Here is a 13,830-nt window from a genome sequence, read left to right on the forward strand (position 1 = left end):
GGCAGTGGTTCAGTTCACAACCAGTGCGTAGGATCGCCGCCGGTGCTTCACATCCGTGCAGGGGGGACGACGGTGGAACGACCTGACGACAGACGTGCGTCCGTGTTGCGCTTCGCGACAGAGCTGGTGGCATGGGTCGCGACGCCCTGGGCACTGTGGTCGTACTCCTGGCCGCTCGCGGTGCTGTCCGTGCTGGTGCTGATCGGTCTGCCGACCGTCTTCTCGACGCCCGGCGACAAGGCGAACGTGATCGTCTCGGTCCCGGGCCGGGTCACGATCCTGCTCGTGCTGCTGCAACTCGCCGCGGCCGTCGTCTCCGCGTGGTGGCTGATGCCGGTCTGGGCTGCCGTCCTGGTGTCCCTGCTGGTCGCGTCAACGCTGGTCACCGAGGTTCCACGCTGGCGGTGGCTGCTCGCCGCCGGGTGACTGTCAGTCCCGTACGGCATGATGCGAGACGTGACCGGACGACTGATGCTCCTCGACACCGCCTCGCTCTACTTCCGCGCCTACTTCGGCGTCCCGGAGTCCGTGAAGGCCCCGGACGGCACGCCGGTGAACGCCGTGCGCGGGCTGCTGGAATTCATCGACCGCCTGGTCAGGGACCATCGCCCCAGCCATCTGGTGGCCTGCATGGACGCCGACTGGCGCCCGCAGTGGCGGGTCGACCTCATCCCCTCCTACAAGGCGCACCGCGTCGCCGAGGAGCACGAGGCAGGCCCGGACGAGGAGGAGGTGCCGGACACGCTGTCGCCGCAGGTGCCGGTGATCGAGGCGGTCCTGGACGCGCTCGGCATCGCGCGCGTGGGCGTGGAGCCGTACGAGGCGGACGACGTGATCGGCACCTTCACGGCGCGCGCGAAGATGCCGGTCGACATCGTCACCGGCGACCGCGACCTCTACCAACTCGTGGACGACAAGCGCGGGGTGCGCGTGCTCAACCCGCTCAAGGGCGTGGGCACGCTGCAGCTGACCGACGAGGCCTGGCTGCGCGAGAAGTACGGGGTCGACGGGCCGGGGTACGCGGATCTGGCGCTGCTGCGCGGCGACCCGAGCGACGGCCTGCCGGGGGTGCCCGGCATCGGCGAGAAGACGGCCTCCAAGCTGCTCGCCGAGTTCGGGGACCTGACCGGGATCATGGCCGCGGTCGACGACCCGAAGGCGAAGCTGACGCCGTCGCAGCGCAAGCGGCTCGACGAGGCGCGGCCGTACGTCGCCGTCGCACCGAAGGTCGTCAAGGTCGCCGACGACGTCCCGCTGCCGGACGTGGACACGGCTCTGCCGCACGCCCCGCGCGACCCGTCGGGGCTGGCGGAGCTGGGGGCGCGCTGGGGACTGGGCGGCTCGCTGCACCGGCTGCTGAGCACGCTCGACGCGTAAACATTGTTCTCGTTTACGGAAATATAACTCTCTTTAGAGTGTTACCCGGGGGAGGGGTGCTAACTTAGGTAAGCCTAAGCAAGGAAGCATGGGAGGCCGTCATGGCAGAACGTCCGGCTCGGAGGCCGCGGAAGCCCCATTCCGCGCAGGTCGTCCGCACAGAACGGCTGACCCCGCACATGCAGCGCGTGGTCCTCGGCGGCGAGGGGCTGGCCGGTTTCGCGGCCGACACCTGCACCGACCACTACGTGAAGCTGCTGTTCCCCCCGGCCGAGGGCGTGACCTATCCGGAGCCCTTCGACATGGAGCGCATCCGCGAGGAACTCCCGCGCGAGCAGTGGCCGGTGACGCGGACGTACACCGTGCGGGCCTTCGACCCGGAATCCCTCGAACTGACCCTGGACTTCGTGGTCCACGGCGACGAGGGCCTCGCCGGACCGTGGGCGGCGCGGGTCCAGCCGGGCGAGACCGTGCGTTTCATGGGCCCCGGCGGCGCCTACGCCCCCGACCTCGGCGCCGACTGGCATCTGCTCGTCGGTGACGAGAGCGCGCTGCCCGCGATCGCCCGCTCCCTGGAGTCGCTCCCCGAGGGCGTCACCGCGCACGCCTTCGTCGAGGTGTCCGGCCCCGAGGAGGAGCAGAAGATCGACTCCGCTGTGGAGGTCGTCTGGCTGCACCGCGGGGACCGGCCCGTCGGCGAGCTGCTGGCTCAGACCGTACGGGCACTGGAGTTCCCCGAGGGCCGGATGCACGCCTTCGTCCACGGCGAGGCGCACTTCGTGAAGGAGCTGCGCCAGCTGCTGCGCGTCGAGCTGCAGATCCCCCGCGAGGACCTGTCGATCTCCGGGTACTGGCGCCTCGGCCACAACGAGGACGGCTGGCAGGCGTCGAAGCGGGAGTGGAACGCGCGCATCGAGGTCGAGCAGGAGGGGGCCTCTGCGGCCTGAGACGCCCCGAGGGGGTGGCACCCCCTCGCCGTGCTCACACCGACCGCTGGTACGACCGGAACGTCCGGATCGACAGCCACACCGCCGCGATCGCGAGCGCCAGCAGCGCCCCTCCCCGGCTGAGCACATCGCCCCAGTCCGGGTTGTCGGACAGTGCCGAACGGCCCGCGACCATCGCCCAGTTGAGCGGGTTGAAGTCGGCGATGTGCCGCATCCAGGAGGGCATCTGGGACGGCGCCATGAAGGCACTCGACAGGAACGTCAGCGGCAGCAGCAGGAAGGTGTTGATGCCGATGATCGACTCCCGCTCCCGCACCAGCATGCCGAGCGCGTTGGACAGCGCCCCGAAGATCGTGCCGAGCAGTACGGCGGCGACGACCAGGATCGCGACGCCGCCGACCCCGCCCGGGTAGTCGGCGCCGCCGGCCAGGGCCAGCAGCACGATGACGACCGACTGGAACGCGGTGACCAGGCCGTTGTTGACGACATTGCCGTTCATCAGCGCGGCCCGGCTGACCGGCGTGGTCAGGAACCGGTTGAGGGTGCCGCGCTGGATCTCCTCCAACGTGCCCATGCCCGCCCACATGTTGGAGCTGAGCGCGCTCATCACCACCACCCCCGGGACGAGATAGGTGAGGTACGTCGTGGTGCCGAAGCCGCCCAGCTCGACGACCTTCTTGAAGAGGTTGCCGAACAGGAAGAGCCAGATCACCGGCTGGATCAGCGTGATGATCGCGTACGCGGGCTGCCGTGTGAACACCATGAGTTGACGCTGCGTCATGTACCAGGTCTGGGAGACGGCCGTGCTCATCGCGCACCTCCGGCGAGGACGAGGTTCTCGGTGGCTTCGGTGTCGGCCTCGGAGTAACGGCGGCCGGCGTAGCGGAGGTAGACGTCGTCGAGGGAGGGGCGGGCGACGGTCGCGGCGGCGACACCGACTCCGGCCCGCTCCAGGGCCGCGAGCAGTGCGGGTACGGCGGCCGCACCGTCGTCGGCGCGGACGCTGATGCGGTGGCCGTCGATCAACACTTCGTGCATACCGGGCAGTTGACCGATGGCTCCCTTGAGCAGGGTGCGCCCGGCCTCCCCGACGGCCTCCCGCAGCTCCAGGTGGACGGCGTCACCGCGGAGTTCGCCCTTGAGGGAGTCCGGGGTGCCCTCGACCACGACCCTGCCCCGGTCGACGATCGCGATGCGCTCGGCGAGCCGGTCGGCCTCGTCGAGGTAGTGCGTGGTGAGGAGGATCGTCAGCCCCTCCTCCCCCGCCAGTCGGTCGATCTCGTCCCACATCGCGGTGCGGGCCTCCGGGTCCAGACCGGTCGTGGGCTCGTCGAGGAACAGCACCTCGGGCCGGTGCACGAGCCCGAGGGCGACGTCGAGGCGGCGCCGCATACCGCCGGAGTAGGTCTTGACCGGGCGCCGGGCGGCCTCGGTGAGGCCGAAGCGGTCGAGCAACTCGTCCACACGCCTGTTCAGGGCGGCGCCCTTCACCCCGTAGAGCCTGCCCTGGAGTTGGAGGTTCTCGCGACCCGTGGCGACCGGGTCGGCGCCGGAGTTCTGGGCGACCACTCCGATCGCGCGGCGCACCCGGTCGGGGTGGCGCAGCACGTCGTGCCCGGCCACCGTGGCAGTGCCCGAGTCGGGCTCGGCCAGGGTGGTGAGGATCTTGACGGTGGTGGACTTGCCGGCGCCGTTCGGGCCGAGGAGGCCGAAGACGGTGCCCGGTTCGACGGTGACGTCCATGCCGTTCAGGGCGGTGACGTCGCCGGGGTAGGTCTTGATCAGCTGGCACGCCTCCACGGCGGGCGCACGGGTACTGCTCATGACGACAGCTCTCCTGTGTGAGCGGATGACAACTGATCCGCGTGAGCAGCGCCGGGCTATCCTGGGTGTGCCGCACCTCGATCGCCTGGCCTGCCGCACGGCGGAGTCAGTTCGGGGTTCGCGACCCCGGCCAGGCTGCTGCAACAGCTCGGCCGGGGTCCTTCTTCATTGCGTGAACTCCGGTGGCAGCTCCCCCGTTTCATGCAGGTGCCGCCATCCGTCGACGCCGGGCAGCGAGCCCTTCCTGATCTCCTCCAGGAAGCCGCGGACCCACTCCGCCTGCGCCTCGATCATGTGCAACTGGTACTCGACCTCCACCAGGAAGAGCCGAGGGACGGACTCGTACAGCTTCTCCAACGCCCCACGGGCGCTCGCCGCCTGTACATCCAGGGCCTTCACCCGCTCCGTCAGCAGCCGCACGACCTCGTCGGGGTGGATCACACCGATGAGGGACAGCGCGGTCTCGAAGATCGGGAACTCCTTGGCCGGCTCGGCCAGCAGGTCGGACATCCACTCGGTCGTCTCCTCGCGACCGGCCTCGGTCACCCGGTAGACCGTGCGCTCGGGGCGGTTGCCCCGCTGCTCGACATCGGCGACCTCGACGAAGCCGTGCTTCTCCAGGTTCTGCACGACCGTGTAGAGCGAGCCGTACTTGATCTTCGTACTGGAGTCCTTGCCCTGGTGGCGCAGGGTCTGGGCGATCTCGTACGGATGCATGGGCTTCTGCCAGAGCGTGACCAGCACGGCGAGTGCCAGCGGATTGCTGAGCTTGCGACGCTTCATCACCCTGCCGATCACCTCGCTTACGAATATCCGTGGACGAACATATCGCGACCCTTCGAAGCTCGTCAACACTCACGATGTATCGCGTTTTGATGTGCATAGCAAGTACGTGAGGACTTGGGCCCGCCCCCGACATGCCGGCGTGACGCGCGTGAAACAGCCGCTCCCTAATTTCTGTCGCCTGACAGGAATCCACTCGCAGGATCCGCGCCGAAGGCAGGTGCCGCCGTGACGACAACCGCCCCCTCCGACGTACGCCCCGACCCGCCGCACTCCCCCGACGACAGCTCCCTCGCCGAGTTCGGCTACCGGCAGGAGCTGCACCGCAGCCTCGGCCGCTATGCCTCCTTCGCGGCCGGCTTCTCCTTCATCTCGGTCCTCACGACCGTCTTCCAGTTCTTCGCCTTCGGGTACGCGTTCGGCGGCCCCGTCTTCTTCTGGGCCTGGCCGGCGGTGCTGGCCGGACAGCTGCTGGTGGCCGCGTGCTTCGCGGAACTCGCCGCCCGCTACCCGATCTCGGGCGCGATCTACCAGTGGTCCTCACGCCTCTCGACCATGACCTTCGGCTGGTTCGCGGGCTGGATCATGGTGATCGGCCAGATCGTGGTGGTCGCCGCGGCGGCCCTGGCGCTCCAGATGGTGCTGCCGGCGATCTGGTCGGGCTTCCAACTGGTGGGCACCGACCCGGCGGTGACGTCGCAGGACGGCGCGGCGAACGCGGCGGTGCTCGGCGTGATCCTGCTGGTGCTCACCACTGTGGTGAACATCGTCGACAACCGCGTGATGTCCGTGATCAACCGGGTCGGCGTGACCGCCGAGATCATCGGCGCGGTCCTGATCATCGTCCTCCTGCTGACCCACTCCAAGCGCTCGCCCGGCATCACCTTCCACACCGAAGGCGCGGCGAGCTCCGGCCTGTTGGGCGCACTGCTCGTCGGCTCGTTCACGGCGGCGTACGTGATGATCGGTTTCGACAGCGCGGGCGAGATGAGCGAGGAGACGCACAACCCGAGGCGTACGGCGCCCCGTACGATCCTCACCGCGCTCGCCGCCGCCGGCCTCCTGGGCGGCCTGGTCATCCTCGGCGGCCTGCTCGCCGCGCCCAGCCTCACCGACGGCCACCTCGGGGTCGACGGCCTGAGCTACGTCCTGACGAGCCGCCTGGGCGACGGAGTCGGCAAGGCCCTGCTCGCCGACGTGGTGGTGGCCATCGCGGTGGCGACCCTGGCCATCCAGACGGCGGCCTGCCGGATGCTGTTCTCGATGGCCCGAGACGGCCAACTCCCGTTCTCCCGGCGCCTCGCACACGTCAACCCCCGCACCGGCATGCCCAGCGCGCCCGCCCTGGTCGTCGGCGTCCTGGCGGCGGCCCTGCTCCTGCTCAACTTCGCCTCGCCGGACGCGTTCCTGGCCATCGGCACCACCTGCATCGTGATGCTGTACCTGGCCTACGCGATGGTCACCGGCCCCCTTCTCCTACGGCGCCTGCGCGGCGAGTTCACCTCGGAGGGCACCGACGAGACGGGCGCCAAGCTCTTCTCCCTGGGCCGCTGGGGCATCCCCGTCAACGCCCTCGCCCTCCTCTACGGCCTCCTCATGACCATCAACCTGGCCTGGCCACGGGCCACGGTGTACGACCCGGCGGGCGGGCACTGGTACTTCCAGTGGTTCACGGTGCTGTTCTTGTTGGTCACGATAGGGATAGGGCTCGCGTACCGGGCTGCGAGGGCACAACGAGGGCACTCGGCTCAGAAACCCGCTGCTGCGGAATCTCTCCCGGAACCGACTCGATAGTGTCCGCTGTGGTGTCGTCTCCGGTCGGCCAGAGGCCGGTGCACTTGTCGAGCATGGTGCTCGGCATGGAGTGACCGAGGCGTACCTGGACGGGCTCCTGCCTCTGCCTGTGTGCACGGGGGCGTTGTGATTGCGCGCAAGCTGAGGCAGGAGCCCCGCCACATGGCGAAGGCCCCGCCCGGATCATCCCGGAGCGGGGCCTGATGGAGCATGGGACGTCATCCCCCTTGGGCCGAGACGTCGGTGATCTCCACGGATGTCTTCCTACTTGCCGATGCAGCGCTGATCAGAGACGGCGTGTAGTTCAGGCCCGTCTGGTCCGCCAGCTCGGCCGTCTCCATGACTGGGCCGGACTCGTCGCCGTGGATCTCGTAGGTGATCTCCTACACAGCGTCCAGGGCGATGTCCTCACTGTCGCCGAGTGCGGTGCCGCCGTCCCGGCACGGGGGTGTCCGCGACCGCCGGGGGGCCTCCGATAGGCCCGGCTCCAACATGACCGGCGAGGACAACATGAGCCAGTGCACGACGACTACGACCAGAGGGACCCGCTGCCGTAAGCCGCTGATGGTCTGGTACGGCATCGGTCCTCGTCCGCAGGTCTGCGAACTGCACGCCACGCCGGAACTGAAGGCGGCCTCAACAGCGGCGCTGGACATCCCCCTCGACGTCGCAACGTCGGATCCCGCCGCCGTGTTTCCCGGGGTGTCCATCACGCCACAGCGGCTCGTCTGCGAGGCCCTGGGCGGCTGGGTGGCCAGGATCCGCGGCACGAACGAGCAGTACGTGTACGCGCGCACCTTCCTCAACCGCAGCCGGGAGCAGCCTTTCGGCTGGCCGCTGGCCGGGGCTGGCCTGTACGAGTGCAGGGAGATCGGCCCGTATGGCAGGTTCTCGTGCTTCTTCGAGGTCAAGGGTGCGTTCCGCCACAAGGTGCGGCTGGTGCCCCCGGAGGAGGCCGCACGGATGGCGGCCCGGATGGGGGCGCAACCCTCGGAGTGAGGCGACCGGGGTACCGACTTCAGCAGGAGAAAGGTGCGTCTGGCGAGTTGGCCCAGAAGGCCAGGAACGACCAAGTCTGAGCTCCGACGCGCCCGTCGACGGTGATGTCGGCGCATTGCTGGAAGTCACGCACCGTGCTTCGTGTCACGCCGCCGAAACTGCCGTCCTCGTCGATGCCGGCGTCAATGGCCTGGTTCAGGTAGCACTGGAGTTGAAGGACCGCACGCCCCGAGGATCCACGGTGGAGGCTGGGGCGACTGATCGTGTAGTTGCACACGTCATCCGGGCCCTGGGCCGGGAGGATTCTTGGATGGTTCAACTTCTGTGTGGCCCCTGCGTTGACGGCCTGGACAGTCGCTGACCGCGCGGTGTCAGGCGGTGCCGCGGAAGCGGCGCCTGCCAGGACGATGGGGAGAATCAGGGCCGCGGCTGCGCCGAGTGCGCGTCGCATCCTCATCACCTCCAAGGAGGGGGGAGCCCTTCTCTCATCGTGCGCTTCCGTCAGTCGTGTTGCATCTCAGGACAGGGCAGCCCGGGCCATCCGTGCTGTGCGAGATCCGGGCCCCAAGACGGCCCTACAACGGCAAGGTCCAATCGCCTCCAGTGGTTCACGGTGCTGTTCCGGGCGGCGACGCTGGAGGTGGGCGCCGGATTCAGGGTGCACGGGGAACCGGGTCGGTGCCCGAAGTGCCGTATCGGAGACGGTGGTTCAGGCGCTGCGGTCTAGGTCAATCTCCCTGCACCCGCCCATGCAGATGCATGTCGTGCCACCCGTCCTGATGGAACGCGGCACTGCGCTTGATGCCCTCCAGGGCGAATCCCGCCTTCTCAGCGACGCGGCACGACGCCTCGTTGGCGACCGCGTGCAGGAGCTCAAGACGATGAAAGCCGATCTCCTCGAAGGCCCAGTTGGTCAGGGCGATCGTCGCACGGGAGGCCACGCTCCGCCCCCGGGCCGCCGCCGTGGTCCAGTAGGCCACCTTGGCCACGGCGTCGACGAGGTAGATGTTCCGCAGCGCCACCCGGCCGAGCAGACGGTCGGTGCCGGCATCGACCACGGCCCACTGAGCGTCCCGCTCCCCGTCCCACTCCTTGCCCCACTCCTCGAGCCAGCCGGCGACCTCCGCCTCGGAGTCGCTGCGGCGGATGTGCCACTGATGCATGAGCGGGTCCTGGAAGGCCTCGTGCACGGCGGGTACGTCCTCGGCCCGCCAGGGCCGCAGGACCAGCCCGTCACCGGTGGGGAGCACGGGCTGCGGAGTGCGAGAGAGGGTTCCGGCGGGCAGAAGGGGGTCAGTGGTGTAAGGCATGGTCCGCATCCTGCCAACCTGCCGCCCACAGACCCACCGGTTTTCCGGCGCCATGTTCCCAAAGCGCAACGGGTACACGTGCTCCAACCACAGCACCGCCCAGTCGTGTTCTTGGGCAGAGCATCGCCGGCCCTGACGGGGAAGCAACAGGTTGCCGTCATCGTCACCGAAGCCCGCCGAGCACTCGGGCGGCGCCTTCACCGCGATATTGCAGTCATAAGTAGTCCTTGCGGATTAACCACAGTCCGGACTCCGGCACGCACCTTGGCTCCATGTACAGGAGCGAGTTTCCACCTGGATGCGATGGCGGCCAGTGCGAGAACGGCTTGCATCATGCCGAAATTGTCCCCGATGCATTTTCGGGGTCCTCCGCCGAAGGGAATGAACGTCGCCCTCTCCGCCTCGGTCCGTGGCGCTTTGCTCCAGCGGCTCGGATCGAAGACGTGTGGCGCGGAAAAATTCTCAGGCTGATGATGTATGAGGTACGGGCTGCAAATAATCGTCGTTCCCATCCCTATCTCGTAGCCGCCCAAGTCTGTTTGGGCGGTGGTCACGCGAGTGAAGAGACTCCCGGGTGGGTAAAGCCGCAGGGTTTCCGTGATGATGTTTCGGGTGTACACCAGGTCGGCCAGGCAACTGCCCGTAGCCGGCGCCCCGGCCAGCACGGCGTCCACTTCCCTGTGCAGTGCGCCTTCGATGTCAGGCTGAGCGGCTATGAGATACAGAGACCAGGCGAGTGTTGCTGCGGTGGATTCCATGCCGGCGAAGAAGAAGATCATTGCCTGGTCGACTACCTCGTCATCCGTCAGACTCTCTCCCTCTTGCGATGTCTCAAGGAGCGCCCCCAGGAAGTCCTTGTGGGTAGTGACCCCAGTGCGGCGCGTATGGACGGCTCCGGTCAGCGCTTGACGGAGGCGAGCTCGCGCGGCGCGGTAGCTCCGGTTTCCGGGAGTGGGGAGTTTCGCCATGGACGGTGGCAGAAACATCCTCCGGTAACTGCCGCGGGACAGCGTTCCGAAGTCCCGAAGCATTGTGGAAATCTCATGTTCCCTGAAGGTCTGACCCAGTATCGACGCGACGATGGTCCGCGCAGTGACCCCCTGCATCTCCGCGAGGATGTCGATGGATTGGCCGTCCGTCCATCCGTTGATGGTCGAGTAGATCATCTCGGCCATCGTGTCGGCATAGTGAGCTAGGCTTTCACTGTTGAAGACTGGTTGAATCAGGCGGCGTTGACGTCGATGTGATGAATGCGGGCACAAGGCCAGCCCGTTGCCGAACCCTTCCCTGACCCGGTCATACAGCAGGCCACCCTTGTCGAACACTTTGTCGTTGAGCAGGACTTGACGTGTCAGTTGTGCGTCGCACACGACCAGGGCTGCCATCGGGCCGATTCGGACCTCTACCAGGGTGCCGTGCGAAGCCAGCGAACTGAGGAACGGCAGCGGGGAGCGCAACAGGGACGGCGCGTGGCCGACCAGCGGAAAGGATCCTGGCGCCCGAGGAATGCCGGTCCGGTTAGTCATGTGTTCCTCCCTGGGGCTGCGAGGGATCAGAGGTGCACGACGCGGGGCGCGGAGGCGAAGCGTCGGCTCGTCTTGTGGAATTCCAGGCTTCCGCTCACCCAATTCTTGAGATTGGCAATGTAGTACTTTCCCTCCGTGCTGAGGTGGCGGGCGATACGCTTCTCGGTGTGCAGGAATGTGGCCAGTTCGTCGTCGCGCCGCTTTCGGGCGTATGTGATAGCCCTAGCGGTCTCGCACTGCCATTGCTGCGCCACTGCGGTGATGAGGTTGGCAATCGCTGAGTGGTCTCCCTGTTCTTTCCGATAGGAGAACAGGTCATTGTCCCAGGCAATAATTCGGTTGGCGGACCGGGAGAGCTGCTCCACGTCCGGATGAGCGCGTTCTTCCTCAGACATGTGGTAGCGGTTGAGCATGGGGAAGAGCGCGAAGCACGTAAGACAGCCGGAAGCTGACTCACGCATCGTGATGTAGTCGTCCAGAGCCGGAGTGTGTCCGGTGGCGCGATACATGGTTTCCCACAGCTGCCCGTTCAGGTAGTCACGGACTGCTTCCGTCCAGCGGACGAGTTGGGCGGGTGTGGCGTGTTCGGCGATACGGCACCGCAGGTCGAACAGAGCACGCGCGTAGTTCTCTTCGGGCTCCTCGCCGGGCGCGAAGCCCGTCACGGATCGCTTGAGCCGCAGTGTCAGATGGGCCATGTCCCACGCCTGGGCACCAGTGAACGCTTCATCGCACACACCGTCGTCAAAGGCGTACAGCCATACGTACCAGTCCCCGGCAAGCCGGAGGAGACGGCGATCCGCGTGCGGATTGGTCAGACCGAGCAGTGCCCCGATGTCGCAATTCTCCAGCCACTGACGCCGTTCGCCGGTCAGTAGCCCGTGTTCCTGCATCCACTGCACAGAAGCAGTGAAGACGTCGCGAGCCCAGGCGTTCTCCCGTACCACAAAGGGTGTGGTCAGGCTGTCCAGAGTGCCACGGAGGTGAGCATGAACGCGATCCATTGCCCCGTGCCGTAAATCCTCTCCCCCGGCGAGGCGTATGCGCGCGCCCATCGCGTTCTTGTCCATGCTGAGCACCTCTTTCTGGTCGGCTTGTTCCTCGCGAGGTGTGCTGCGCCGTCTTGCCGCGCACACGGTCTCGACGTAACCCGGGAAGAACCTCCGGACGACAGCAGATGCACCCCGGCAACCTGGCGAGGCTCTGGCGATGCGGGGGCGCGGCGCAGCAACATCAGCCGCGGCGGATTCCCGGACGGGGAGAGCATGTGGCCAGCCACATCACCGACGGATGGCCCCGATTCACAGCGCGGGATCAACCGGCCAGGCTCGGACTCAACAAGCCGGGGCGGTACATGCTCCAGTCCGGCGTGAGACCACCGTGGTGCGGCAGACGCCGGGGCAGCGGGTGGAGTCTTCGCATTCACTGGGGTGTGCCTCCCGTCGGTTCCGTCGGGTGGTTGCACAGGGCGAGCGGAGGTGTTGGTTCGCTCGGTTCCGGAAGCCGAAGGCGTTACATGCTGCGGGCTCGGCGAGGTGAGGAGTTCGGGCAGGTGAGCGTGGTCGGCGGCATGGGCGAAGAAGCGATGGCGGGCGGTGGAGATTGCGGAGTGGTCGGGGATGACGTGCCTGCGAGTGACGGTCAGGCCCAGGAGGGCGCGCAGGAGTTCCTTGCCCTGCCAGGCCTCGTGGATCTGCCGGCCGGAGGCCATGTCCATGTGCGCTGTTGGCGTGCCCGCGCTCGAGCCTGCTCCAAGAGAGCCGACACACTGGCGGCCGCGGTGGGCGATGACGGAACGAGTGGCACCACGGACTCCCCCTTCCACAGCGGCGCAAACAGGACGCGCCACCTTCGGCCGTAGACCCTTTATCACATCGCAGTTCGGTCCAGACCGGAAGTGGCCACCGTTGATTCAGCCACGAACGTGTTGCACTCACATTTGACAGTCGCCTGATCAGGACGCGCGCGCCCCCCTTGCGGTCGGGGTCTGAGCGTCGGCCGAGCTGAGTCGGAGACCGGAACAGCTCGATACGCGCGTAGCGTCAATCGCCCTGCATGCGCGTGCAGATCCATGCCGTGTCGGCCGACCGGATGGAGGAGGGTGCATGGAGAAGTTCGAGGCGGTGGAAGCCGATCTCGTCGAGAGCCCGGCGAGTCAGGATCGCCGTCGCGCGCGGGGCGACACCACGCCCCGGCGGCCGGTCGGTTTCCCCGCGCCGGTGACGGCCCACCGTGCGTCGTCATCGCCCGACCAGTCCCTGAGTCCCCCGTCGATCCAACAGCGCGCTGTCAGTGCGCCCTCGTAAGCTTGATCGCGATGAGACACAGAAGCCCAATCCCCCCTTCTCCCCTGCCGCAACGTGACGGGGTCGATCCGGTGCGGGTGAAACTGCCGCAGGGGGCGGCGTGGGCGACGGTGCGTGATCATCTGGTGGATCGACTCGCGGCCGGGGCGGATGTGATCGACGGGATGCTGGACGCAGGGCTGATCGTGGACGCCGACGGGTGTCCCGTGCCGCGTGACATGGCATACGTGCCAGGCATGTTCGTGTGGTTCCACCGGGAGCTGCGGTACGAGGTGCCGGTGCCGTTCGCGCTGAACGTCGTATACCGAGACGAGCACATCGTCGTCGTCGACAAGCCGCATTTCCTCGCCACGACACCACGCGGCAGCCATGTCACGGAGACCGCCCTCGCGCGGCTGCGCCGGGAGCTGGGCCTGCCCACGCTGGGCGCCGCCCACCGCCTGGACCGGCTCACCGCCGGACTGGTCCTGTTCACTGTGCGCCCCGCGGAGCGCGGCGCGTACCAGTCGCTGTTCCGCGACCGGCTCATCGCCAAGGAATACGAGGCAGTCGCCCCGTACGATCGGGCGCTCGCCCTACCGCGCACCGTGCGCAGCCGGATCGTCAAGGAGCGTGGGGTCATGGCGGCGCGCGAGGTCGAGGGCGAGCCCAATGCCGTCAGCGACGTGGAGTTGCTGGAACAACGGGACGACGGGCTGGCTCGCTATCGGCTGAGACCCCGCACCGGGCAGACGCACCAGCTCCGGGTGCACATGAGGACCTTGGGGGTGCCGATCCTCGGCGATCCCCTCTATCCCGTGGTGACCGGCCCCGTGGCGGACGATGACTTCCGGCGCCCGCTCCAACTGCTGGCACGGGTCCTGGAGTTCACCGATCCGGTCACGGGGCACGAGCACCGGTTCGTCAGCCCGCGTGTGCTGCAGGCCTGGTCGTCGTACGAGGAATGGGCCGATTAGGCCCGGTG

The 13,830-nt window shown here is 67.6% G+C and carries 14 protein-coding genes; 7 read left to right on the forward strand and 7 right to left on the reverse strand.

The annotated features are described in order from the left end of the window. Window positions 1-72 precede the first annotated feature (72 nt). From ACWC09_RS25345 to ACWC09_RS25355, 3 genes are all read left to right on the forward strand, one after another. Window positions 73-426, forward strand: coding sequence for a hypothetical protein (locus ACWC09_RS25345; protein WP_450852880.1), 354 nt, complete (start codon window positions 73-75; stop codon window positions 424-426). A gap of 21 nt (window positions 427-447) precedes the next feature. After that, window positions 448-1,377, forward strand: a complete 930-nt coding sequence (locus tag ACWC09_RS25350) for a 5'-3' exonuclease (protein WP_450852881.1) — start codon at window positions 448-450, stop codon at window positions 1,375-1,377. Window positions 1,378-1,478: 101 nt separating this feature from the next. Continuing rightward, window positions 1,479-2,324, forward strand: coding sequence for a siderophore-interacting protein (locus tag ACWC09_RS25355; RefSeq protein ID WP_450852882.1), 846 nt, complete (start codon window positions 1,479-1,481; stop codon window positions 2,322-2,324). 34 nt (window positions 2,325-2,358) lie between these two features. On the opposite strand, the gene ACWC09_RS25360 is transcribed toward ACWC09_RS25355, so the two are convergent. From ACWC09_RS25360 to ACWC09_RS25370, 3 genes are all read right to left on the reverse strand, one after another. Then, a complete protein-coding gene (locus tag ACWC09_RS25360; RefSeq protein ID WP_450852883.1) occupies window positions 2,359-3,135 on the reverse strand; it encodes an ABC transporter permease in 777 nt (258 codons plus the stop codon). Beyond that, entirely contained in the window at window positions 3,132-4,148 is a 1,017-nt protein-coding gene (locus ACWC09_RS25365; protein ID WP_450852884.1) for an ATP-binding cassette domain-containing protein, read from the reverse strand. Before ACWC09_RS25365 ends, ACWC09_RS25360 begins: the two co-directional genes overlap by 4 nt. Before the next feature lie 165 nt (window positions 4,149-4,313). Continuing rightward, complete coding sequence (locus tag ACWC09_RS25370; RefSeq protein WP_450852885.1) at window positions 4,314-4,931, reverse strand: PadR family transcriptional regulator; 618 nt, start codon at window positions 4,929-4,931, stop codon at window positions 4,314-4,316. Between the two features lie 228 nt (window positions 4,932-5,159). Here ACWC09_RS25370 and ACWC09_RS25375 point away from each other — a divergent pair, with 228 nt between their 5' ends. Both ACWC09_RS25375 and ACWC09_RS25380 read left to right on the forward strand, forming a co-directional pair. Then, entirely contained in the window at window positions 5,160-6,725 is a 1,566-nt protein-coding gene (locus tag ACWC09_RS25375; protein ID WP_450852886.1) for an amino acid permease, read from the forward strand. A gap of 402 nt (window positions 6,726-7,127) precedes the next feature. Then, complete coding sequence (locus tag ACWC09_RS25380) at window positions 7,128-7,724, forward strand: hypothetical protein (protein WP_450852887.1); 597 nt, start codon at window positions 7,128-7,130, stop codon at window positions 7,722-7,724. 19 nt (window positions 7,725-7,743) lie between these two features. Here the strand turns inward: ACWC09_RS25380 and ACWC09_RS25385 are convergent, their stop codons facing one another. From ACWC09_RS25385 to ACWC09_RS25400, 4 genes are all read right to left on the reverse strand, one after another. Then, window positions 7,744-8,175, reverse strand: coding sequence for a peptidoglycan-binding domain-containing protein (locus tag ACWC09_RS25385; protein WP_450852888.1), 432 nt, complete (start codon window positions 8,173-8,175; stop codon window positions 7,744-7,746). A gap of 277 nt (window positions 8,176-8,452) precedes the next feature. After that, the gene (locus ACWC09_RS25390; RefSeq protein WP_450852889.1) at window positions 8,453-9,034 is read right to left on the reverse strand and encodes a GNAT family N-acetyltransferase; all 582 of its coding nucleotides are present in this window, start codon (window positions 9,032-9,034) and stop codon (window positions 8,453-8,455) included. Window positions 9,035-9,231: 197 nt separating this feature from the next. Beyond that, a complete protein-coding gene (locus tag ACWC09_RS25395) occupies window positions 9,232-10,560 on the reverse strand; it encodes a cytochrome P450 (RefSeq protein ID WP_450852890.1) in 1,329 nt (442 codons plus the stop codon). A 26-nt stretch (window positions 10,561-10,586) separates the two neighbouring features. After that, complete coding sequence (locus ACWC09_RS25400; RefSeq protein WP_450852891.1) at window positions 10,587-11,630, reverse strand: terpene synthase family protein; 1,044 nt, start codon at window positions 11,628-11,630, stop codon at window positions 10,587-10,589. A 1,035-nt stretch (window positions 11,631-12,665) separates the two neighbouring features. Between ACWC09_RS25400 and ACWC09_RS25405 the strand changes: the two genes are divergently transcribed. After that, complete coding sequence (locus tag ACWC09_RS25405) at window positions 12,666-12,866, forward strand: hypothetical protein (protein ID WP_450852892.1); 201 nt, start codon at window positions 12,666-12,668, stop codon at window positions 12,864-12,866. An 11-nt stretch (window positions 12,867-12,877) separates the two neighbouring features. Beyond that, window positions 12,878-13,822, forward strand: coding sequence for an RluA family pseudouridine synthase (locus ACWC09_RS25410; protein WP_450852893.1), 945 nt, complete (start codon window positions 12,878-12,880; stop codon window positions 13,820-13,822). Window positions 13,823-13,830 lie beyond the last annotated feature (8 nt).

The sequence above is a fragment of the Streptomyces sp. NPDC001617 genome, from assembly GCF_053596855.1.

Coding starts and splice junctions, on each gene's coding strand:
- ACWC09_RS25350 (WP_450852881.1), top strand. CDS start 448: ATGCGAGACGTGACCGGACGACTGATGCTCCTCGACACCGCCTCGCTC.
- ACWC09_RS25355 (WP_450852882.1), top strand. CDS start 1,479: ATGGCAGAACGTCCGGCTCGGAGGCCGCGGAAGCCCCATTCCGCGCAG.
- ACWC09_RS25360 (WP_450852883.1), bottom strand. CDS start 3,135: ATGAGCACGGCCGTCTCCCAGACCTGGTACATGACGCAGCGTCAACTC.
- ACWC09_RS25365 (WP_450852884.1), bottom strand. CDS start 4,148: ATGAGCAGTACCCGTGCGCCCGCCGTGGAGGCGTGCCAGCTGATCAAG.
- ACWC09_RS25370 (WP_450852885.1), bottom strand. CDS start 4,931: ATGAAGCGTCGCAAGCTCAGCAATCCGCTGGCACTCGCCGTGCTGGTC.
- ACWC09_RS25380 (WP_450852887.1), top strand. CDS start 7,128: ATGTCCTCACTGTCGCCGAGTGCGGTGCCGCCGTCCCGGCACGGGGGT.
- ACWC09_RS25385 (WP_450852888.1), bottom strand. CDS start 8,175: ATGCGACGCGCACTCGGCGCAGCCGCGGCCCTGATTCTCCCCATCGTC.
- ACWC09_RS25390 (WP_450852889.1), bottom strand. CDS start 9,034: ATGCCTTACACCACTGACCCCCTTCTGCCCGCCGGAACCCTCTCTCGC.
- ACWC09_RS25395 (WP_450852890.1), bottom strand. CDS start 10,560: ATGACTAACCGGACCGGCATTCCTCGGGCGCCAGGATCCTTTCCGCTG.
- ACWC09_RS25400 (WP_450852891.1), bottom strand. CDS start 11,630: ATGGACAAGAACGCGATGGGCGCGCGCATACGCCTCGCCGGGGGAGAG.
- ACWC09_RS25405 (WP_450852892.1), top strand. CDS start 12,666: ATGGAGAAGTTCGAGGCGGTGGAAGCCGATCTCGTCGAGAGCCCGGCG.
- ACWC09_RS25410 (WP_450852893.1), top strand. CDS start 12,878: ATGAGACACAGAAGCCCAATCCCCCCTTCTCCCCTGCCGCAACGTGAC.